Origin of the sequence: Pseudomonas sp. RIT623 (genome assembly GCF_004519305.1) — a bacterium.
In the GTDB taxonomy this organism is placed as follows: Bacteria; Pseudomonadota; Gammaproteobacteria; order Pseudomonadales; family Pseudomonadaceae; genus Aquipseudomonas.
Window position 1 is genome coordinate 120,802 of sequence record NZ_SOZA01000008.1, and the last position, 22,117, is coordinate 142,918.

A 22,117-nucleotide genomic window follows, 5' to 3' on the forward strand; every position below is an offset into this window, starting at 1 on the left:
GGTTTGATTGCAAGGAGTACTTATGTACTCCTCGTGATCATGGCCACCTCTTCGCCATTGCGTGATGCTCTGCCACCCTGAGCTGAAAGGCCTGATCTATAGTCTTTGCTACCTGGCCAAGCTGAGATCAGCAGGGAGAAAGCCGTGAGCGCACAGGTCTTCCACAACACACCGTCAGTCACCGTGTCGGACAACCGTGGCCTGCCTGTTCGGCACATCACTTTCCATCGCCACCCCGATACCCCGCTGGCAGGCCAGGCGCGTATCACGCGTGAGAGCCGCGACGCCCGAGGTTTTCTGCGCAGCAGTGGCGATCCACGTCTGCACGACAAAGGCCTGAGCAATTTCATTCACACCACCGACCTGCAAGGTAACGACCTGCGCCGCCAAAGCGTCGACGCAGGCACCACGCTGGCCTTGACTGACACGGCGGGCCGGCCGTTGTTCGAGGTAAGCAATATAGGCGGCGACGAGGCACTGACCCTGGATGATCGCGCCCAAGCGGTCAACCGGACATTCGAGTACGAGCCGCCAGCACAGGCTGGTCGACTCATCGCCATCAAGGAGCAGATCGCCGCCGCGCCAGCGCGTATTACCGAGCGCGTGCTCTACGCCAACAACAGCGAGACGCACAAGAACCGCAACGTCGCTGGCCTTCCCGCCAGCCGCTACGATACGGCGGGGTTGGAAACCCTCGACAACGCGGCACTGACAGGGGCTGTACTGTCGCTGAGCCGACGGTTGCTGAAGGATGGCGAAAACGCCGACACCGTGGCCGACTGGCAAGGGCGAGACAGTACCGCCTGGGAGACCCTGCTGGCCCCCGACACCTACACCACGCTCAGCGAAACCGACGCCACCGGCGTGGCGCTGGGCAGCATCGATGCCGCTGGGCATCGCCAACACTTGCGCTACAACGTGGCAGGCCAGCTAGCGCAAAGCTGGCTGACCGTCAAAGGTGGGGCAGCGCAGGCCATCGTGAAATCCGTGAGCTACAGCGCCGCTGGGCAAAAGATGCGCGAGCTGCATGGCAATGGCGTGGTCACGACCTATGCCTACCAACCGCGCACGCAACGCCTGGTCGCGATCCGCAGCGAACGCCTGGCTGCGCGGGCCAAGGTGCTGCAGGAACTGCGTTACCTTTACGATCCAGTTGGCAACGTGCTTAACATCAGCGACGCTGCGCAACACGCACGCTTCTGGCATAACCAGAAACTGCTCCCCGAGCGACTGTATCGCTACGACAGTCTCTATCAACTGGTCTGGGCCAAAGGTCGGGAAATGGCTGGCCGTGGCATGCAAGGCGTCACCCTGCCTCCGGCGACCGTGCCCATTCCCACCGACAGTAGCGCCTACACCGGTTACGAACGTAGCTACCACTACGACAATGCAGGCAATCTGACGCGAATTAGGCATAGCCCGGCAGTCGGTGATGGTTACACCCTCGACCTCACCGTCAGCGATAGCAGCAACCGAGCCGTCATCAGCGCGTTGACCGAAGACCCGGCCCTGGTGAACGGCTTGTTCCTGCCGGGTGGCCAGCAATGCGTGCTGCAGCCAGGCCAGACGCTGCGTTGGACGCCACGCCAGACCTTGTTGCAGGTGACACCCATACGCCGTGAGGAGGGTGTCGATGACGCCGAGAGCTATCGCTATACCCGTGACAATCAACGCATCAGCAAGGTGAGCGTGCACAGTAACGCGAGTAGCCAACGAACCCGGCGAACGCTCTACCTTGAGGGGCTGGAGCTGCACGCCACGACCAGTGACGACAAGCCCGTTGAGAACCTGCAGGTAATCACGGTGGGTCAGCCGGGCAGGGCGCAGGTGAGGGTGCTGCATTGGACATGGGGCAAGCCAGAGGGCGTTGTCAACGATCAGGCGCGCTACAGCTTCGATGATCTGTTGGGCAGCAGCGCGTTGGAGCTGGATGAACACGGTCAGGTGATCAGTCAGGAGGAATATTTCCCCTATGGCGGTACCGCTGTGTGGGCCACGCGCAGTGAGGTCGAGGCAAGCTACAAGACACTGCGCTACTCCGGCAAGGAACAGGATGCAAGCGGGCTTTATTATTACGGTTACCGCTACTACCAACATTGGGCGGGGCGTTGGCTCAGTGCGGACCCAGCAGGGACCGTAGACGGGCTCAACCTCTATCGTATGGTCAGGAATAACCCCGTGTCTGGATATGATAATGATGGATTCATGTGGCGGGCTGCAGCCAGTGGAACCGCGGCTGTCGGCATGCTGGCCTATGAAGGCTACAAGCAATCACAAACCCGAGCTGAACCCGTCCAGTCCTCCACCAACACGTTTGGAAATCAAAGAATTCATGAATTTAACAAGGCACAAACTAAGCGGCAGAATGAGCGTACTGTCCTTGGACAAGTAAAAGAGAATCTTTCCGGCCGAGGTGAGGTTGCGAAAAATTTACTGGCCAAAGGTGAGTTGCCCGCACATGAGTCACTGGTGCGGCACAAAGAGGATCTCTCGGCCCTGGCGGAATTCAGCCAGACCGGCAGCATAGATGAGCTGAATAAAACAAAATTGACCAAGGCGTATGCGTCAGACGTTGCTAACAACATCCCAGTGAGCATTACTCAAGCCGTTAAAGGTTTTCGCACCGTTGCCTCAGTTACGCCAGAAGGGATGAACGAACTGAAAGAAGCGGCAGATAAAATGATGGAAACCACGAAATCTACAGTGCGTGTTGGCGCCTCGGTGGGGTTGGCCGGAAATGCCGTATTGATGGCAGCTAAAGTCGCCATACCTGGTGCAGCTATTCCCATTACGGTTGCTCAGGCGGTCTGGGCAGGGACCTCCGTCGGCAAGACTGTCAATCAGGTCAACGCGACAGTAAAAGAGCACATCGAAGACTCTCCATTCTCACATGAGACCCGAAAAGAAGCGCTTACCCAGATTAAAGAAATAAATGCATTGAACAGGCCAAAGCTACTGGGTGGAAACAAGGATTTCTTCAAGAAATGACGCCTTAAGCACTGCGTCGTTGATGAACCCAGGCGCTAGTGTCCCGTCTCGGAAATACGTTCTCATTTGACGAGACAGGACATTAGTTAGTCAGAGGTGCACGCGGTGCTAGGCACTGGCCGCCAGCGCGCTGCTGGCTGGCGTCGCGCATGAGCCGGATATACGCGCGGGCCACGACAATATACGGACTTCGCGTATCCTGCTTACTTTCTCGCCGTTTTGCCGCCGGGTACGTGCAGGTACGACATCACGCTTTCGGTGAGCTCGGTTGCCAGCCTGACCGCCTCCTTGTTACGGGCCATGACGCCTGCCACCAAGCCTTCGATCAAGGCCAGCACGGCCATGTTGGAACTGGTCATCACCGGATGATCGGCAGGCGCGTACAGCACATGATGGGCGATAGGTGCCAGGGGCGATGCCGGGGAGTCGGTGATCGCCAGGACCTTGGCCTTGCGCTCCATGGCAAAGCGCGACAGTTGCAGGGTGTCCTGGGAGTAGCGCGGCAGGGCAATCGACAGCAGCACATCGGCCTCGCCGATCGCCGCCAGCCGGTAGGCGGCATTCTCGTTGCCGCCCTCCATGCTGATGGCGCAGGCGTCGCGGCAGAACGGGACCAGGGTCGAGGCCGCCAGACCGGCCAGGTAGACGCTGTTGCCAAAGCCCAGTACATAGACCTTGCGCGCGTTGATCAAGGTGTCGAGGAAGGCTTCGAAGGCTTCGACCTGGTTGATGCTGGCGGTGGTCGCCAGGTTGCTGCTGGCGCTCTGGATCTGCTCGTGCAGGCCAAATTCGCCGCCTGGGCGCTGGGCCAGTTCGTTGCGCAGCTTGTCCACTGGCGAGACCATCTGTTGCAAGGTCGCCACCAACTCGGCCTTCATGCCGCTGTAACCGCCCAGGTCGAGGGCCTTGGCCAGGCGATTGACCGCCGCCGGCGAGGTGGCGGTGGCCTGAGCCATGTCCTCGATGGTCAAGGTCGCGGCCTTGAGCGGGTGGCGCAGGATGTAGTCGGCGACCTTGCGCAACGACGGTGGCAGGTTGCCCAGGCTCTCGGACAGTTTGCGCATCACCGGCGCGGTGTAGACCGTGGTGTTCTTCGAATGGCTGGACATCCGTTGCGAAGCTCCGTGAAAGATGGCCGACAGTGTATCCCAAGGCGCTGCGTGGCGGCCTGCCAGGCAGCGCCACGCACCTTACTTGAGGCTGCCGGCGAGGAACTGGCGCAAGCGCTCGGACCGCGGCCGGACCAGCACCTCCCGTGGGTGGCCGTGCTCCTCGACGACGCCCTGGTGGAGGAACAGCAACTGGTTGGAGACTTCCCGGGCAAAGCCCATTTCGTGGGTGACTACGACCATGGTGCGGCCCTCCCGGGCCAAGTCCTGCATGACCTTGAGCACATCGCCGACCAGTTCCGGGTCGAGGGCCGAAGTGGGCTCGTCGAACAGCATCACCTCCGGTTCCATGGCCAGCGCCCGGGCGATCGCCACGCGCTGCTGCTCGCCGCCGGACATATGCGCTGGATAGGCGTCGCGGCGATGGCCGACGCCGACCTTGTCCAGATAATGCTCGGCCTTGTCACGGGCATCCTTGCGGTTGCTACCCAGTACCTGCACCGGGGCCTCCATGACGTTTTCCAGGGCACTCATGTGCGACCACAGGTTGAAATGCTGGAACACCATGCTCAGGCGCGCGCGCAGGCGCTGCAATTGCCGAGGGTCGGCGGCGCGCAGGCCGCCGCGCGGGCATTGGCGCAGCTTGAGCTGTTCGCCATTGACCAGGATCTGCCCGGCGCTGGGTTGCTCGAGCAGGTTGATGCAGCGCAGGAAGGTGCTCTTGCCCGAGCCGCTGGAACCGATGATGCTGATCACATCGCCGGCGCCGGCCTGCAGGGAAACCCCTTTGAGCACCTGATGCGCGCCATAGCTTTTATGCAGGTCGTGTACGTGCAGTTTGGTCATCTTTGGCTACTCACGGTTGTCAGTCGCTGAACAAGCGACCCTGGCGAATGGGGGTGTTACCGGCGACCTTGGCCAGCCACAGGCCGGGCTGGGCGAAGCGCAGGCGCTCACGGGCATAAAGCACGCCGTCGGTGCTGGCTCGCACCACGCTGTGGCGGTCGCTGAGCGGGTCGATGACCTCGAACAGCGGGTCGCCAACCCGTACCTGGGCACCCAGCGGTTGCAGGTAGCTCACCACCCCGGGGTGCTCGGCATAGGCATACTGGGCGCCGGCGAACGGCGTGGCCTGGCAGCACTGCTCGGGCGCCGCCGGCCAGCGACCGCTGATCAGGCCTTGCTCGGCGAGGTAGCCAATAATGTGCTCGGCGCTGGCCTGGCACCGCTCGCGTTCGGTATCGGCCATGCCGCGCAGCTCCACGGTGGTGGCCACGCAGGCCAGCGGTATCTCGGCTTCGGGGAAGTACTCACGCAGGCGCAGCCAGGGCAGCGCACAGGCCTCATCGAAGGCATCGCCACCGGCGTCTTCGGCCAGCAGCGCGGCTTCGGCGCCCAGGCGCGCGGCCAGGCCGCGCAGTCGCGGCCAGTGCTGCGGCATGGCGTAGAGCAGCATCACCGACTCGAAGTCGCAGTGCAGGTCGAGCACCAGATCGGCGTCGCAGGCATGGCGCAGCAGCAGGCGGCGCAAACCGTCCAGTTCGGACTGGGCCGGCGGCAACTCGTCCAGGCTCTGCAGCATGGCCTGGCGGATGACCTCGGTGTTGTGCCCGCCATCGTGGCCCAACTGGCCCTCCAGGCGGGCTGCCAGGACCTCGGTCAGCGCCGGGAAATCGCGGTTGAAGTTCTTGCCGCTGTTGAATTCGAAGCGCCCTTGGTGGGTGGCCTGGAACATCTGGCCGATGCCGATCGGATTGGCCAGCGGCACCAGTTCGAGGGTACCGGTCAGACGGCCCTGGGCTTCGAGCTCGAGCAACCGGCGCTTGAGCTCGATGGCCACGCGCATGCCAGGTAGTTCGTCGGCGTGCAGCGAGGCCTGGATATAGGCCTTGCGAGGGCCGCAGCCAAAGCGCAGCACGCGCAGGGTGCGCTGGGTGCCGCAGGCGCTCCAGGGCAACAGGTGGTCGATTTGCTGCATGAACGCTCCTTAGTGCTTGCGCGGGGCCAGGTAGGCCAGCCAGCGGCGCTCGGCCAGCTTGAACAGGCGCACCAGCATGAAGGTCAGGGCCAGGTAGATCAGCCCGGCGGTGATGAACGCCTCGAAGGGCAGGTAATAACGGGCGTTGAAGGTCTTGGCCGCGCCGGTGATGTCCACCAGGGTGACGATCGAGGCCAGGCTGGTGGTCTGCAGCATCATCAGCACCTCGTTGCTGTATTGCGGCAGGGCCCGGCGCAGCGCCGAGGGCAGCAAGATGCGCCGGTACAGTGTCAGGCGCGACATGCCCACCGCCCGCGCCGCCTCCAGCTCGCCGCGCGGCGTGGCGCGCAGGCTGCCAGCCAGCAGCTCGGCGCTGTAGGCACTGGTGTTGAGGGCGAAGGCCAGGCAGGCGCAGAAGGTCGCGCTGGACAGGTACGGCCACAGCACGCTTTGGCGCACGGCTTCGAACTGGGCCAGGCCGTAGTAGATCAGGAACAACTGCACCAGCATCGGCGTGCCGCGGATCACATAGGTGTAGAGCCACGCCGGCGCGCGCAGCAGGCAGTTGCGCGAGACCCGCAGCAGCGCCAGCGGGATCGCCAGGGCCAGGCCGCAGGCCAGGGACACCAGCAGCACCTTGAGGGTCAGGGCGATGCCATTGAGGTACAGCGGCAGGTTCTGCCAGATCAGCAAGTAGTCGAGCATCATCGCGGGCTCCTTACAGCTCGGCAGGCTTGAGGCCCACCGAGTAACGTTTTTCCACGCCCTTCAACAGCAGCAGCGAGACACTGGTCAGCAGCAGGTACAGCGCCGCCACGGCGAGGAAGAAGGTGAACGGCTGGTGAGTCGCATCGGCGGCGTTCTTGGCCTTGAACATCATGTCCTGCAGACCGATCACCGAGATCAGCGCGGTCGACTTGGTCAGCACCAGCCAGTTGTTGGTGAACCCCGGCAGCGCCAGGCGCACCATTTGCGGCAAACTGATGCGCCAGAACACCTGCCAGGGCGCCATGCCATAGGCGGCGCCGGCCTCGGCCTGGCCCGCGGGCAGGGCCAGGAACGCACCGCGGAAGGTTTCCGAAAGGTAGGCGCCGAAGATGAAGCCCATGGTGCAGACCCCGGCGATGAATGGGTTGATGTCGATGTACTGCTGGTAGCCCAGGGCCAGCGCGAGGCGGTTGACCAGGTCCTGGCCGCCGTAGAACACCAGCAGGATCAGCACCAGGTCGGGAATGCCGCGCACCACCGTGGTGTAGACCTCGCCCAGGGCCGCCAGCCAGCGCAGCGGCGACAGCCGACACAGCGCGCCGAACAGGCCCAGGCCGATGGCCACGGCCATCGCCAGCAGGGCCAGGTTGATACTCAGCCACGCGCCATCGAGGATGCTCGATCCATAGCCATGCAGCATGATGGGCACCCTTTATTGACCGTAGATATCGAACGGGAAGTACTTGCTCTGCACCTGCTGGTAGGTGCCGTTGGCGCGGATCGCGGCGATCGCGGCGTTGAAGCGCGCCAGGTTGACGCTATCGCCCTTGCGCACGGCGATGCCGGCGCCACGGCCGAAATACCGCGGGTCGTTGATGTCCGGCCCGACCAGGGCGAAACCTTGGCCGGCGGCGGTCTTGATGAAGCTTTCCTCAGTATTGACGCTGTCGGCCAGGGTGGCATCCAGGCGCCCGGCGGTCAGGTCGAGGAAGGCCTCGTTTTGCGCCGCGTAGCGGACGATCTCCACGCCGGCCGGCTCAAGCTGCTCGGTGGCGAAGCGGTCGTAGGTGGAGGCGCGCTGTACCCCGAGCCGCTTGCCCTTGAGCTCCACGGCCGGGTTGTGCAACTGGCTGCCGGCCTTCATCGCGAACTTGCCGGGGGTGTGGTAGTAGCGGTCGGTGAAGTCCACTGACTTGAGCCGATCTTCGGTAATCGACATCGACGACAGCACGGCGTCGATCTTGCGCACTTTCAACGACGGGATCATGCCGTCGAACTCCTGGATCACCCACTGGCACTTCACCTGCATCTGCGCGCACAGGGCATTGCCGATGTCGTAGTCGAAGCCGGCCAGCTCGCCGGCGGGGGTGCGGTAGGAGAAGGGTGGGTAGGCGGCCTCGATGCCGATGCGCAGGCTGTCCTGTTCGGCCTGGGCGAATGCGCTCAGGGCACAGAGTGCCAGCGCGAGGGGAAGTCCGGTCTTGTTCATGTTTTCGACTCCGGTGGGTAGGGCGGTACCGGCCAGCTGGCGTAGCCAGCGGTGGCATCGGTGAAACGAAAAATGACACGTTTAATTTCACAAATCAATACAATGAAAATAAACATATCAAAGCTGGCGACTGATGGTCTGGCCCGGTAGGCGCGACCAACCCAGCGGTGCCAGGATTCATCTTTGAAACGAGCGAGTGCCACCGCTAACAGCCGAAGCCACATAGGGTTCTGCCCAAAGGCTGCAGGACAGTGCCGAGCAGGCTTTACCCCATAACCAACTGGCCTAACGGGCCGTGCGCGCAGAGGCTAGTCTTTGCAATCGTGAGCTAACTATTAAAAAGGTTGATATCGGTCCTGCGCTTGCCGTGGGGGATCGGAGGTTTCATGAAACGCTCGATGACAGGCCTGGCACTGGCCGCCAGCGCGCTACTGGCCGGTTGCGCGCATGACCCGGATATACGCGCAGGCCACGACAACACCTTCGGCGCCACGACGCAAAGCCCGTCGCAATACCTGGGTTGCGTGAAGAGTGAGTTGCCAGGCTCGGTACAGACCTTCCTGGTGCAGGGCCAGGATACCCTGGAGCTGTACGTTGCCAGCACCGACCCGAACAAGGCCGACGGCCTGGTCAAGGTCAGCTTCACTGGTGGCCAGCACCCGTACTCGGCGTACCAGCGCAACGCCTGGTACGACCATGGGCGCTTGCTCGATGCCGCGCAGATGTGCGCCAGGAGCTAGTGTGGTGTTGTGCAAATACGGTCCATCAGCCATGAGTGTATTTTTAGCTCAGCAAGGCTTCGCGGCGGATCGTAGCCCACGCTGCCAGGCGGGGCTGTTCGCCCCAGGTGTGCAGCGCCGGAGTACAAATGTACTACCTGCGTTGGATGGGCACGAGGGCAGCTGTCTCGACTACGCTGAAGTGGCTGGCGATTCGAACCTGCAGCCCAGCGGAGGTCGACCATGAAAGGTTTCGACAAGGCGCTCGATAACTTCCAGGATGACATCGCCAACGGCGATCACCTGCATGCCATCAACTGTTTGAACGAATTGTTGACCGAGTACCGACAGGGGCTTTGCGACACACTCTGGCGGGAAACCGTGATCGACCATTGCCGCCAGCACCCTATTTTCCAACTGCTCAAGGAAGACCCCTACACCTCGCGGGCCTACGACAAGCCCAGGGGTTATCCGGGCGACGCGGTGATGCTGGACTTTGCCTACTACCAACAGCCGCCGGCCGATGCCAGCGCGTTGGGCAAACGCATCTTCGACGTCGTGACCGCCAGCCCGAATGCGCTCAGCGTGCGCTGGCGGCGCGTGCACATCGCCGGCCTGATCGAACAGATCGCGCTTCGACAGCAGGCCCTGTCCATCCTCAGCGTTGCCTGCGGCCACTGCCGCGAACTGGAGTTGCTCGAGCCTACGACCCGGGCGCGTATCAGCCGTTTTGTCGCGCTCGACAACGATCCACAGACCCTGGACGAGGCCAGGCGAGGCGCCCCCGAGATCACGCCATGGCACTGCAACCTCAAGCAACTGCCCGCGCGAGATGAGCACAGCGGTTTCGACTTCATCTACAGCATCGGCATTTATGACTACCTCACCAGCAGCCAGGCAAGTCAGCTCACGGCCTGGCTGATGGCCATGCTCAACCCAGGGGGAAAGCTGCTGATCGCCAACTTCACCATCGACAACTGGGGGCGCGGCTACATGGAGGCTTTCATGGACTGGAACCTGGTGGTGCGCTCCCGTGAGCAGATGAGGGCGTTCATACCCCGGGGCGCATCGCCGCACACCTGCCTTTATTACGACCCGTACCGCAACGTCATCTACCTGTTGCTGAGTCGGCCGGCCTGAGCCTAGTCGCGATGTGTTCGCTGGGTGCTGCGTTGAGGTACTATCGCCTCCTCGCAACGGCGCTAAACCGCGCCAGACAAAGGACTGTATGCCCACCAAGTCGCCCGTGCGCCGCCTGCTTGGCTGTTTCGTTCTCGCCGCGCTCGCCGGCTGCCAGCCAGACCCCGCGCCGCCCCTGGACCAGCAACTGTATATCTGGCAGCGCCAATGGCGCCCGGCCCACGCCCAGGCCCTGGCCGACAGCCGGGCGGATTTCTCGACCCTCAGGGTGCTGGCGCTGCAGGCCCAGCCCAAGGCGGGGTGGAGCAGGGCGCTGGTCGACCTGCCCCGGCTCAAGGCTGATGGCCGCCCGCTGATCGCGGTGGTGCGCCTGGACGGCCAGCTTCCCGCGCTTGACCTGCAGGCCGCCCAAGCCCAGATCGCTCGGCTGCTGGCGGACTGGCAAGCCGCCGGCGTGATCCCAGAGGGGCTGGAGATCGACCATGACAGCGCCAGCGCCCGCTTGCCTGGGTATACCGCCTTCCTCGTGAACCTGCGCGAACAACTGCCGCCCGCGATGAAACTCAGCATCACCGCCTTGCCAGCCTGGCTCGCCAGCCCGCACCTGGTGAAGTTGTTGCAGGCGGTGGACAGCAGCGTGCTGCAGGTACACGCGGTCAGCGACCCGCGCCGTGGCCTGTTCGATCCGATTCAGGCCAGGCAATGGGCCAAACGCTGGAGCCGCGTCAGCGACAAACCCTTCTACCTGGCCTTGCCCGCCTATGGCGTTGCGCTGCTGCCTGACAGCGGTGGCGCGCCGGTGGTGGAAAGCGAAGTCCCCTTGAACCGTGCCGGCGAGCGCCACGAGCTGCTGGCCGATCCGCAGCAGTTGGTCGACCTGGGTCGGCAACTGCGCAAACAGCCACCTGCCCACCTGGCCGGGCTGATCTGGTTCCGTCTGCCGCTGCCCGGCGACCGCCGCGCCTGGAGCCTGACCACCCTCAAGGCCGTGGCGCGCGGCGAAGTGCTCGCCAGCCAGTGGCGGGTCGAGCTGTCGGAGCAGGCGGGGCTGTACGACATCAGCCTGGCCAACGTCGGCAACCTCGACTTGCCGTTGCCCGCCCAGGTGGCCCTTGCCGTCGAGCTGTGCGACACCGCGGACGCCGTGAACGGCTACCGCCTGCAGCAGTCCCGCGAACATCTGTTTTTCAACCGCCAGTCCAGCGCGCGCGTCGCCGCTGGCGGCCGGCGCGCCCTTGGCTGGGCACGCTGCCATGGCATCGATCAAGGAGCGTGGAATGTCTACCCCTAACTGGCCCCGGCGCCTGCTGGCGCTGTCCCTGAGCCTGCCTGCCGGCGCAGCGCTGGCCTGCGGCCCCGACTTCCCGATGCAGTTGCTGGGTGACCGCGCGCAAACCCTGGCCGAGTTGCCAGAAGGCAACTTTGCCTTCGAAGTCAACCGCCTTGGCCAGCAGGTGGCGGGGCTCAAACCCACCACCGACATCACCCTGACCCCGTACTGGGACAGTGACGACAACGCACGGCCTTATCGCGAGCAACGCAGCCAGGCCGAGGCCAGCGAGCTGCCAGCGCCGCTGCAGGCGAAAGTCGCGCAGTTGCGTAGCCTGCACGACCCTCGACAGGTAATGGAGCAGGGCGTCGATCTACCCGCTGAGCTGCGCCTGTACCTGGCGGGCGCGGTAGCCTTCGACACCGACGAGCATGGCCTGGCGGCGGATTATTTCGCCCAGGTGCTGGCCTTGCCCGCCGAGCAACGCAAGCTGCGCAGTACCTGGGCGGCGTATTCACGGGGACGCGCCCTGGCCGCCCAGAGCGAGGCGGCCGGCGATGCCGCGCAGACGCTTCAAGCCCAGGCCCGGCAGGCGTTCCAGCAGGCCCGGGCGCTCAGCGCCGAGGGGTTCAGCGACCCGCTGGAGCTGGGTGTTGCCAGCCTCGGCGAGGAAGCCCGCCTGGCCAAGCTGGCCGGCGACTGGAACAGCGCCGTGCAGTTATACGCCAACCAGAGCCGCCTGGGCTCGGGCAGCGGCTATAGCTCATTGCGGCAACTGGCCGACGAACTGGTGGCCATGCCCGATGAGCAACTGAAGGTGCAGTTGCAGCAACCGCTGCCGCGCAAGCTGCTGACCGCCTACCTGCTCAGCCATATCGGCTGGGATTACGACCGCCAGCAACCACCCCAGGAACAGCGCTTGCCCGCCTTGCTGCGGGCCAGTGTCGGCGAACCGCTGGACGATGCCGACCGGTTGGCGGCGCTGAGCTACCAGCAGGGTGACTTCGCGGCGGCCAAGGACTACCTGCAACAGGCAGGCGACACCGGCCTGGCCTGGTGGCTACGGGCCAAACTGGCCTTGCGCGAGGGCGACAAGGCCCAGGCCACGGCGGCCTATGCCAAGGCTGCCGCGGCGTTCCCCCGTGAAGAGTCGTGGGGCGCGCGACAAACCCCTGCGTGGGACTACGAAAGCCTCAAGCCCGGTTGCCGGGTCGAGGGCGAGGGCGCGATTCTGGCGCTGGAGCGCGGCGACTACCTGCAAGCGTTCGACTTGCTGTACCGCAGCCAGGACATCTACTGGCAGGATGCGGCGAACGTTGCCGAGCGTGTGTTGACTGTCGACGAGCTCAAGGGCTACGTCGATGCCCAGGTGCCGGCCGCGCCGGTGGCGCAAGCCGAGGAGGGTGGCTACGTCCCCCGGCCGGTGGCGACCCAGTTGCGCGAACTGCTGGGCCGGCGCTTGCTGCGTGAAGGACGCTACGACGAAGCACCCGGGTATTTCGCCACGCCGCAGTTGCAAGCCGACGCCAAGGCTTATGGTCAGAACCGCCAGGACGCCAACTCGCGCTGGACCGCCACTGGCCGCGCCGAAGCGCTGTACGCGGCGGCAACCCTGGCGCGCACGGCGGGCATGGAGATTCTCGGTTACGAAATGGCACCGGACTATGCCTGGCTGGGCGGCAGCTACAGCCTCGGCAGCGCCGAACTAAAGCCAGGACCTTTCATTGGCGCGGGCGAGCTGCAGCGTCAACTGGCGAGCGCAGCCAAGCCTGACGCGCGTTACCACTACCGTTATATCGCCGCCGACCTGGCCAGCCAGGCCGCGGACCAGTTGCCCCACAGCAGCCAGGCCTTCGCGGCGGTGCTGTGCACGGCGGCAGGCTGGGTGGCGGGCAGCGACCAGGAAATCGCCCTGTACAAACGTTATGTCCAGCAAGGGCCTTTCGTGATGTGGGCGGAAGATTTCGGCAAACAGTGCGAACAGCCCAGGTTCGACCAGGCCAACAAGCGTTACCTGACCGAATCACTGGACCAGGCGCGCACCACGCTGCGGCCCTACAAGGCGCAGGTGCTGCCGGCCGGCTTGGTGGTCTTGGCCGGTCTGACCTGGCTGTGGCTGCGCCGGCGCAAGTCGAAGGCGTAGGAGGAGGGCGGGAATGGCTCAACTAGACTGAAGCTGTGGTTGAGCCAGACGCGCCGAGCGCAGGGGTGCTGATCATGCGCAGGTTGATGCTGTTGTTGCTCGCCATCAGCGCGACGCCCGCGTGCCAGGCGCCCATGCCCGCCGCCGACCCGCAGATGGCCTGGGTCGACTTGTCGATGCCGTTCCCCAACGACCGCGTGCTGCTGGCCGAACGCCTGGACCGACAGCGTCTGAGCGAAGGTCGTTTCTTCCAGGTCAGCCCCGGCAGCCATGAACTGGTGGTGCGCTTCGATTACGAGGCAAACGGTGGCGGCGGCATGGGCCTGATGGACGGCACGACCGTGCGCCAGTGTTACCTGACCCTGCAATACCCGCATTTCCAGGCTGGCCAACGTTATGTGCTCGAGGCACGCTCCATGGCATTGACGCCGCAAGCCAGGCTGTACAATACCGCACGCCAGATCGTCGCCGAGGCCAGCGAGTATTACTGCCTGATGTAGCGGCGCAACCTTTTACCTTAAGTGCTTTCCCATGCCTGCCCGAGTGTTGCCTTAAACATGAGTCGATCGCTGTTCATTTCGCTGGATGGGCCCAAGGGTACCGGCAAGACCACCTTGCTGGAGACCGTCACCCAGGTGCTGCGGGCAGACAACAGGATGGTGATTCGCATCAGCGAGAGAAACCGCGATCCCTACAGGGCAGAAACCATGGCGCTGGTAAACCAGTTCGTCAGGGACCCTTGTCGTGAACTGGAACTGCGGGTTTGTCAGCGCCTGGCCGATAGCCGCGCCTGGATCTCGCAGCAGGTGCTGCCTCAGCAGCCGGCTGGCAGCATCATCCTGATCGATCGCTGGTATCCGTCCGATGCCGCGTTTCGCCGGTTGGTGCCGTTTGCCGAGATCTTGCAGATGAACATCGAGCGCAATGTGCGGGTGCCGGATGTGCATGTGGGGGTTGTCACGGCGCCGGAGATTTCCTGGGCCAGGGCGACGGCACGCAACAGTGGATTGCGCAGCACGGTGATGCATGCGTTCGATGAACATGTGGCGTGTACCGAGGCGTTCGAGCGCGTGGCTGCGGAACAAGGATGGGTGTTGTGTCGCAACGAAGGGAGCCTGGAAGAAGCGACGATGCAGGTGGTGGCGCAGATTCGGCGGATGTTTGCAACGCAGGATTAAAATTATTGTTCACTGGCGAGTGCCTCTTGCAGAAACGACTCGGAGCAATGGATGAATCGTGATGAATTCTTGAAGTCTGATGATGTGCAGGGTTTTGTCTCATGGATGGCGGTGACCCTGCCTGGCTTGCCCATCGACGACCTTACCAAGCGAGGGGGAGTAGACCATGGGCGATCTGATTGAACGAGAACGCCGGTTCAGACGGCTGCTTTGGGCTCTCTCCCGCGATCTGCGTACTTTGGCTCCGTCTTGTACGCACCTCCTCATGCTCGTCAAAAGGTCGAATCACCCCTCGGGCCGCAAAATATTAGACTTCCAATCAATTCCGGCGCCGTGACTGGAGCGTTTTACAGAAGTGAGCCGAGAATCCTACGAGTAGAAGCTAGCCCGCATTCTGATGATTTGGAGAAATTCCTTAGCGAATGGGAGAAATAAGTGACGTTTCTTCTAATGTATCGAAGTCGTTGACCGAAAGACTGCAAAAATAGATGCACATTTTTGATTCCGCCATACATACCATGGAGGCCTTCGTCGCTGAAGGCCTCCTTTGTTATAAGTTTGCGATAAACATAGATACAAAGTCAAGCTACGGGTAAAAATTAAGAAATGCCTTTAGAGTATTTCAGTGTTACCGACTCCATGTTAGCTTTGTTAGTTCCACGGTTCGAGATAGGGCTTCCGATTTCTTTGAGAACTTTGCCTTTTTGATGTCTTCGTATGCGATCGGGCCAAGAATGTTTTTAACCCTAATGTCTGCCGCCATGTCAGAAAGCATCTGCCCTACGGTTTTCCATTTTTTTGCGCCCCTCCTGTCTCGCAAACCTTTTCCATCGACAAGGCTCATGATTACCTCAATGCTTCTAGCGTTAAGACCGATAGCGTCAGTGTGATAGATGAAATCAGCGCCGCACAGTGATAGAGAATTTTCACTACCAACGCTTCGGTTGACTTCCAACCTGATTGGCTCGTATGCATTTTTGTCGCTTTCAGGCGCCTCCAGCCAGTTCTCCCACGAGTCATGGACAAAGTAGTCGTCGCTATCAGACAACAGGTTGCTTATGTCTGAACTGTGAGAGAGTACAAGCTGGTGCTTAGTTCTCGTCATGGCCACATAAAATTTAGAAATATCTCGGAATTGCTCCTCTTTCGGGGCAGTTTGATCTGGCAACACATCGCTTGAACAATTCAAGATCACCATGTAGTCGAATTCAAAACCTTTGGTTTGTTCAAGGTCGGATACGAAAATATCGCTTGTATCAAGGTCAAGCCCGCCATCAAGCAATGGAAGTCCCGTCCGTTTTGCTAATGTGTCGACCTCGTAGCTTGTAAACCCGCAGTAGGCGATGCAGGCTTTCCGTCCTGGGTGATTCAAAATTTCTTTACGAAGATAGCTCAGTGCGAAAGCAAATTCTTGCCGCAGTGACTTGGCCTCCAAAATAAGAGGAGTTGTTCCGCTACGATCTGCCAGCTCAGGGTCTAGGAATTCATAATCTTCTACAGATTGGTGCTCTAGGCTATAATGCAGCTTTAAGATGTGGAATGCAGCTTTTAGAACATCTTTTGTATTTCTGTAGTTTTTCTTCAGGCTCAGTGATCTGTTGCTGCACTCAATACCAGCCAGTCTCATGCTCTGTCTTTTGGTTTTAACTTGTTGCGCAGCATCGCCGCATAGAAAAATATCGTTTTGCGCGATCGGGGTAAGGGCGCGGATTATGTCAAGTTCAATCGTGCCAAAGTCCTGGCATTCGTCTATGATGATTGACTTGTATACGGCTTTGAAATTGTTCTTATGCTTGTATAGCTCGGTGGCAAGGCCGAGGTAGTCGCAAATCCCGATATCCCTCATCTTCTTCTCCCAACTATCAAGGCCTTGAAGAATCAATGAGCGCGTTTCGCCATCAAATGGAATTACTCGACCTTCACGCTCGGTTTTTAAGTATTCTTCTCGGCGTTCTTTGGGAAGGGCGGATCGAATCCAATCAAATTCCTCACGGATATAATGCTCTGAATTTATCCCGCGTTGAATTAGAGTCTTATGAATTGGGAGCAAAACCTTTGCATCGCTATTGTTAAGTTCGCACCGATAAAATTCCGTCCAGATCTCATCAATATGCTCCTCACTTTTCCAGGTTTTGTCATCATAAATTTTCTGATGTTCCGGCTCGAAGTCGGAAAGAAGATTTTGGCAGAGCTTGAAGAATGGAAGCACATCGATCCGGCTACATAAATCAGCAGGAGCTGCGTCTTTGACCAAATTCTCAATTAGGTGCGCTAGTGGCTTGTTTAGAGTGATCACCAAAATCCGCTCATTTGGATTTTTGTTTGCCAGCCAAATAGCACGACGAACCACCACGCAGGTCTTTCCTGATCCTGAGACGCCGATAAGCTTCGCCGGCCCATTAAAGTTAGCTGTAGCAATCTTTTCCTGCTCCGGATGCATGAATAACATCCAAGCTTTATAATCACCACCCATCATGACTTGATCAGCTCTTGCCAAGAACTCCTCATCATGCGGCCTGAATTCAATGAGTGCGTCTCCAAATTTTACTGATTGCACTTCCTCTGCTGGAAGCTCGTCAATTTCTCGACTATCGCCAACATAAAGCCTTAGACGCTCATTTGCAGCAAGAATATTATCGGATCGAACCAGAATCAGTGCATCAAATAAGGCCTTTGAATGCTCTTCGTCATCGACCTTGATCGCGACTTGATAAATTTCTTGTTCGGTGTGGGCGCCAGTCAGCTGTTCAATTTCTCTGCATAGCGCTCTTGATAAGCCATTTACTGCACGATCAAAGAGATCTGCCGGGTCGAACAATGTGAATAATGGCTCCGAGTGAAAAGATAATCCTCCACCCAGTGAGAGTCTCTCTTGAGTGCTTGCGGAAGCGGGGACAAAATTTACGACGCCTTGGTTACTGACGCTAAATTTTACGTCGGTATGTCGTTTGAGCCAGGCATCCGTATCCTCATGATTGCCAAAAAAAAGAAAAAACACGACATTGTCGTCTTGAACTGTAACTAACCTCGACCTGCCTGTCAGGTCATATTTTATACATTTGTCTATACGGCTTTCGCCAAAATTAGTTGTCTTCATGCCCGTGAATGGGTCTTCATCGAGGGCAATTCGTCCAAACATTGCTTGGACATCTTGCGCGGCCTTCTGGCTTGAACCGCCGGCCTTCACCATCTGCTGGATGTTAGAACGAAAATCCTTGTGTTCCACATATCTGATATTGGTCATTACGCGCTCGAAAGGAGTGGTGGTAAGGCTTGGATTACAAAGCTGCGCAATGATTGACGGCGCAGTCCTTTATGGCCATGTTTTTGATATCATGATTCGAGCGGCTTTGGAAGCATGTTTCTGACCTCAAGGTCTTGAATGAGCAGAAGCCCGCACGATGACACATGGAAGCTGCCGCTGCCGCTGCCGCTGATGATTGATCACGAGCAAAGGGCGGGGCATTTTCTCAATGTTTGCATGTGTCAAGACAAAAATCCCAGCAGCGGATCTAGGTATCATAGGGTTTGCATAGCGCTAGATGAAGAAATTAGCCTTCCATGCATCAGCATCGACAACCGAGCGTTTGCTTTCAGTATTGTGGATGCGCTATGGCTGATCGAGAATCTTCAGATCGCCGGGTACCTCGCAGCGATGGCTGATGAATAGGCTTGCGAAGCAGAGGGAGTGACTCTCGTGCAGAAGCCCGAGGGTAGGGGGTTGTAACGTAGTTTCTGGAATGTAACATCAGCCATGTTACATTCCAAAAAACGTGTTACGAACCATGAGGTCAGGCCGCAGGGGCAGAGCGCCTCTTTGCTTCATCCAGGTGCTCTTTAAGCTTCGCAATGCTCATAACCTCCGATCCACGATGCACCACCGCATGGCAATTCGGGCACAGCGGGATCAAATCCTTTATTGGATCGAGCTTGTACTCTGCGCCGATCGTACTCAGAGGAACGATGTGGTGAACATGGATGAGCCCTTCAGCAACCTCGCCATAAGCCAGTCCGAAGTCAAATTTGCACGCAAAGCAAACCGCTTTGTAGTGTTCAATACATGCTGCCCGAGCCTGAGCGCTACGCTCATAGGCATTAACCGTTACCTCTCGGACAGCGCCCTCAAGGTACAGCTCGGGCTGACTGACCTCTTCAGGGAGCGCAGGCATCGGCGGCTCGTCGTGCGCAAACCAGTCGCCATCCTGCTTCAATAACCATTTACGCGTGATGGATCGCTCAAAATTTTTGATCTTTGCAGGGCCAGCACCGTCCTCATCCTGGCGCTCATCCGAGTGTGTAATCTTGAACGTATAGAGTTCGTATCCTTCCTCTCCAACCAACCTGAGATGCTCGACGCTCTGCGAGTAACCATGGTTGCGACGCCCGTTCTCGACTTCCCAATCCTCGCTGAGGAGGAGTGAACGACCGCCAGTTATATGGATATCCCACGCGCCAAAAATGATCTTGCGCTCCTGGTGATTCACAAACGACCAGCTCCACGTCCAGTTGTTACACGTCGCACCCAAGGACTCTATGAACGATTTGCGGCTTGGGTAGTAGGGAGTAGTCATACGCAGATCCTGTGCGTGGAATGCCAAAGGAGTGGTGAGGGACGTACGGAGCGTGACGGAGTCGACAACGTTAGCGCTTCGCTTATAGCATACGGCCACACGGCCATCAAAGCGCCATAACAAAGCACTTCGCCAAGGAACGTCGACTGTGATCACAAAAATCCGCATCCGTGGGTACCGCATCTATAAAGATTTCGAGCTTAAACCCAACCCGGGCGTGAACATCCTGGTCGGTGACAATGACGCAGGGAAGTCCACTTTGATGGAGGCCATCTCGCTGGCGCTGAACGGCCGGATAGGTGGACGAGGGATCCTCGAAGAATTGAACCCACACTGGTTCAACACTCAAATAGTGGCTGAGTTTCTGGCCCTACGGGACGCAGGAAAGACGCCTAAGCTCCCGGAGATCCTGATTGAGCTTTATCTGCAAGATGTAGCCGATTTGCAGGTGCTACTCGGTGCGGTGAATGCGGATGTGCCGGCCAACGTGTGTCCGGGGGTGTTCCTCTCCATTTTCCCGAACGAGGAATACCAGGATGAGCTGGATCAGTGGCTCAAGGATCCGTCCCCCCTGCTGCCCGTTGAGTATTACACCTACGAATGGCGGTCGTTTGCTGACAACGAACTAACTCGGCGACCGCGGGCGCTTTCGGTGGCCACGATCGATTCTCGGACGGTCAAGTCCGCTGCTGGGGTTGATTACCACCTTCGACAAATCCTGAGCGATCACCTGGAGTCAGCCGAGAAGGCGCAAATCTCGCTGGACTATCGAGGCGTCAAGGCATCCATGACCGAAGGAGCGCTGGCGCCGGTGAACAAGCGCCTCGAGGGTCTTGGCGCTGCACTGCAGTCCGAGCCAATGGCGCTAGCAATGGATCAAACGTCCCGTACATCCTGGGATAGCGTGGTCACTCCTCACGTCGATGGCCTCCCATTCGCGATGGCCGGCCAAGGACAGCAAGCCGCTATCAAGATTTCGCTTGCGATGAAGCGGCATTCTTCAAGCGTGAAGATCGTCATGATCGAGGAGCCCGAGAACCACCTTTCACACACGAGCCTGGCGACTCTGCTCGATCGCATCGAAAACCTGGCGACTGAGGAGCAGCAGCTCTTTATTTCTACCCACAGCACCTACGTATTGAACCGGCTCGGCCTCAATGCGTTGCTACTGCTCCACCGTAACAGCGCTTTCAAAATCACTGAACTCGATCCAGCGACAGTGAGCTATTTCCAAAAGCTCCCAGGCTACGACACGCTTCGCCTCGTGCTAGCGAAAAAGGTTGTACTGGTAGAGGGGCCGTCTGACGAGATCATCTTTGAGCGTGTCTACGCAGATTGCTTCGGCTCACGGCCAATGGGCCATGGCATTGATGTCATCAGCATGCGTGGACTTGCACTGGCACGATGCCTTGAGCTTTGCGCTGCGATCAACAAGCCTGTCGCTGTCATGCGCGACAACGATGGCATTGACCCGGCCGAGCTTCGCAATCCAGTTGAGAAGTGGCTGGAGGCGAAGCGCCGAGATCTCTTCATAGGCGCAGTTGCTGACGGCAAAACGCTCGAACCACAACTCGTCACCGCCAACGGAGAACCTCAACTACGAAAGACCTTGGGCATTAAGGATTCAGCCGACTTGATGACGTGGATGACCCGCGAGAAAACGGAAGGGGCGATTCGAATTGCTGAGTCTGCCGAAGCCCTCACCCCACCTCCCTATATGAGGGCCGCGGCGGAGTTCATTCACAATGCCTAACCATCTGACCCTCGCTGTCGCCGGCGGGAGAAAAACTCAAGGCCTCGTAGATCACTGCAATGGACTCCCCAGTGATCGACGCGTTCTTGTCGTCACGTTTACCCAGACCAATCAGCAAGAGCTTTCCCATCGTCTTCGAGCACAGGCTGGCGATCTCCACAACATCGAGGTGCTGGGGTGGTACACGTTTTTGCTTCGCCACTTCGCGAAGCCGTTCTTGCCGGTGAAATTCCCTGGAGAGCGGGTAGGGGGCTTCAATTTCGAAGGACGCCCCTACAGGTTCGCCAAAGGCAAGCAAAGGTTCATGGACGGAAGCAATCAAGTCTACGGCTGCGAGCTCGGCCGCCTGGCGCGCGAGCTGATGGCTGCAACACCTGCTTTACTTCGCCGCCTGGAGCACCTGTACGACGAGATTCTGATCGATGAGGTTCAGGATCTGAGTGGTTATGACTGGGAGATCATCCATGGCTTGCTGCACTCTCGGATCGACGTGCGCATGGTTGGTGATGTTCGCCAGGCCGTGCTCTCGACCAACCCCCGGGGGCAGAAGAATAAGCAGTATGGCTATGCCGGCGCTCTTGAGTGGTTTCAGGAACGCGAGCAAGGAGGGCTGTTGAGTATCAACTACGCAACGGTCACCTATCGATGTCGCACCGAGATCGCAACGTTCTCCGACACCATTTTTGATGCGTCCTGGGGTTTTCCTGGCACCACCTCAGAAAACCACGAGGTGTCTGAGCATGATGGTGTGTTCCTGGTGCACTCGAAGCACGTTATCGAGTACGTTGAGCGGTACCGCCCTCAGTGCCTTCGCGCCATGGCGTCTTCAGGCAAGGAGTTCTTCCTCGACTATATGAACTTCAAGGTCTCCAAGGGCGCAACGTTCGAGCGTGTGCTAGTCGTACCGACTGGGCCGATCACAGCGTTCATCCAGAAGCAGACCTGTCTTGAGTCTACGTCTGCGGCGGCATTCTACGTAGCGGCAACGCGTGCAAAGCAGAGCCTAGCAATCGTTATCGATAAGCCCGGCAAGTCGACGCTGCCGATCTGGGAGCCCTGATGTAGTGGTCT

General features: G+C 59.6%; 18 protein-coding genes. 10 read left to right on the top strand and 8 right to left on the bottom strand.

Annotation, left to right across the window (positions count from 1 at the left end; genetic code table 11):
* Positions 1 to 144 precede the first annotated feature (144 nt).
* Positions 145 to 2,988: an RHS repeat domain-containing protein gene (locus tag E3U47_RS08325; protein WP_134690674.1), complete on the top strand. Its 2,844-nt coding sequence runs from the start codon at positions 145 to 147 to the stop codon at positions 2,986 to 2,988.
* Positions 2,989 to 3,191: 203 nt separating this feature from the next.
* On the opposite strand, the gene E3U47_RS08330 is transcribed toward E3U47_RS08325, so the two are convergent.
* The 6 genes from E3U47_RS08330 to E3U47_RS08355 form a co-directional block, all read right to left on the bottom strand.
* On the bottom strand, positions 3,192 to 4,097 hold the full coding sequence (locus E3U47_RS08330; RefSeq protein ID WP_134690676.1) for a MurR/RpiR family transcriptional regulator: 906 nt from the start codon (positions 4,095 to 4,097) through the stop codon (positions 3,192 to 3,194).
* 81 nt (positions 4,098 to 4,178) lie between these two features.
* Entirely contained in the window at positions 4,179 to 4,943 is a 765-nt protein-coding gene (locus E3U47_RS08335) for an ABC transporter ATP-binding protein (RefSeq protein WP_134690678.1), read from the bottom strand.
* A 19-nt stretch (positions 4,944 to 4,962) separates the two neighbouring features.
* Entirely contained in the window at positions 4,963 to 6,075 is a 1,113-nt protein-coding gene (locus E3U47_RS08340) for a succinylglutamate desuccinylase/aspartoacylase family protein (RefSeq protein WP_134690679.1), read from the bottom strand.
* 9 nt (positions 6,076 to 6,084) lie between these two features.
* Positions 6,085 to 6,783, bottom strand: coding sequence for an ABC transporter permease (locus E3U47_RS08345; protein ID WP_134690681.1), 699 nt, complete (start codon positions 6,781 to 6,783; stop codon positions 6,085 to 6,087).
* A gap of 10 nt (positions 6,784 to 6,793) precedes the next feature.
* The gene (locus tag E3U47_RS08350) at positions 6,794 to 7,483 is read right to left on the bottom strand and encodes an ABC transporter permease (RefSeq protein ID WP_134690683.1); all 690 of its coding nucleotides are present in this window, start codon (positions 7,481 to 7,483) and stop codon (positions 6,794 to 6,796) included.
* Positions 7,484 to 7,495: 12 nt separating this feature from the next.
* Positions 7,496 to 8,272, bottom strand: coding sequence for an ABC transporter substrate-binding protein (locus E3U47_RS08355; protein WP_134690685.1), 777 nt, complete (start codon positions 8,270 to 8,272; stop codon positions 7,496 to 7,498).
* A 386-nt stretch (positions 8,273 to 8,658) separates the two neighbouring features.
* On the opposite strand from E3U47_RS08355, the gene E3U47_RS08360 reads away from it, so the two are divergent.
* The 6 genes from E3U47_RS08360 (at position 8,659) to E3U47_RS08385 (ending at position 14,722) form a co-directional block, all read left to right on the top strand.
* Positions 8,659 to 9,012: a hypothetical protein gene (locus E3U47_RS08360; RefSeq protein ID WP_134690687.1), complete on the top strand. Its 354-nt coding sequence runs from the start codon at positions 8,659 to 8,661 to the stop codon at positions 9,010 to 9,012.
* Between the two features lie 222 nt (positions 9,013 to 9,234).
* A complete protein-coding gene (locus tag E3U47_RS08365; protein ID WP_134690689.1) occupies positions 9,235 to 10,131 on the top strand; it encodes a class I SAM-dependent methyltransferase in 897 nt (298 codons plus the stop codon).
* An 88-nt stretch (positions 10,132 to 10,219) separates the two neighbouring features.
* On the top strand, positions 10,220 to 11,422 hold the full coding sequence (locus E3U47_RS08370; protein WP_134690691.1) for a DUF3142 domain-containing protein: 1,203 nt from the start codon (positions 10,220 to 10,222) through the stop codon (positions 11,420 to 11,422).
* A complete protein-coding gene (locus tag E3U47_RS08375) occupies positions 11,409 to 13,544 on the top strand; it encodes a hypothetical protein (protein WP_134690693.1) in 2,136 nt (711 codons plus the stop codon). The genes E3U47_RS08370 and E3U47_RS08375 overlap by 14 nt, the downstream gene beginning before the upstream one ends.
* A 74-nt stretch (positions 13,545 to 13,618) precedes the next feature.
* Positions 13,619 to 14,044, top strand: coding sequence for a hypothetical protein (locus E3U47_RS08380; protein WP_134690695.1), 426 nt, complete (start codon positions 13,619 to 13,621; stop codon positions 14,042 to 14,044).
* A gap of 57 nt (positions 14,045 to 14,101) precedes the next feature.
* Positions 14,102 to 14,722, top strand: coding sequence for a dTMP kinase (locus E3U47_RS08385; RefSeq protein WP_134690697.1), 621 nt, complete (start codon positions 14,102 to 14,104; stop codon positions 14,720 to 14,722).
* A 628-nt stretch (positions 14,723 to 15,350) separates the two neighbouring features.
* Here the strand turns inward: E3U47_RS08385 and E3U47_RS08395 are convergent.
* A complete protein-coding gene (locus E3U47_RS08395) occupies positions 15,351 to 17,966 on the bottom strand; it encodes a UvrD-helicase domain-containing protein (protein WP_134690699.1) in 2,616 nt (871 codons plus the stop codon).
* Between the two features lie 138 nt (positions 17,967 to 18,104).
* Here E3U47_RS08395 and E3U47_RS08400 point away from each other — a divergent pair, with 138 nt between their 5' ends.
* Positions 18,105 to 18,392 (top strand): hypothetical protein, encoded by a 288-nt coding sequence (locus tag E3U47_RS08400; protein WP_134690701.1) that lies wholly within the window; start codon positions 18,105 to 18,107, stop codon positions 18,390 to 18,392.
* A gap of 121 nt (positions 18,393 to 18,513) precedes the next feature.
* On the opposite strand, the gene E3U47_RS08405 is transcribed toward E3U47_RS08400, so the two are convergent.
* Positions 18,514 to 19,293, bottom strand: a complete 780-nt coding sequence (locus tag E3U47_RS08405; RefSeq protein ID WP_134690703.1) for an HNH endonuclease — start codon at positions 19,291 to 19,293, stop codon at positions 18,514 to 18,516.
* 148 nt (positions 19,294 to 19,441) lie between these two features.
* On the opposite strand from E3U47_RS08405, the gene E3U47_RS08410 reads away from it, so the two are divergent.
* Positions 19,442 to 21,046 (top strand): ATP-dependent endonuclease, encoded by a 1,605-nt coding sequence (locus E3U47_RS08410; RefSeq protein ID WP_134690705.1) that lies wholly within the window; start codon positions 19,442 to 19,444, stop codon positions 21,044 to 21,046.
* Positions 21,039 to 22,106 carry a UvrD-helicase domain-containing protein gene (locus E3U47_RS08415; RefSeq protein WP_134690707.1) on the top strand — a complete coding sequence of 356 codons (1,068 nt, stop codon included), beginning with the start codon at positions 21,039 to 21,041 and terminating at the stop codon, positions 22,104 to 22,106. The genes E3U47_RS08410 and E3U47_RS08415 overlap by 8 nt, the downstream gene beginning before the upstream one ends.
* The last annotated feature ends 11 nt before the right edge of the window (positions 22,107 to 22,117 follow it).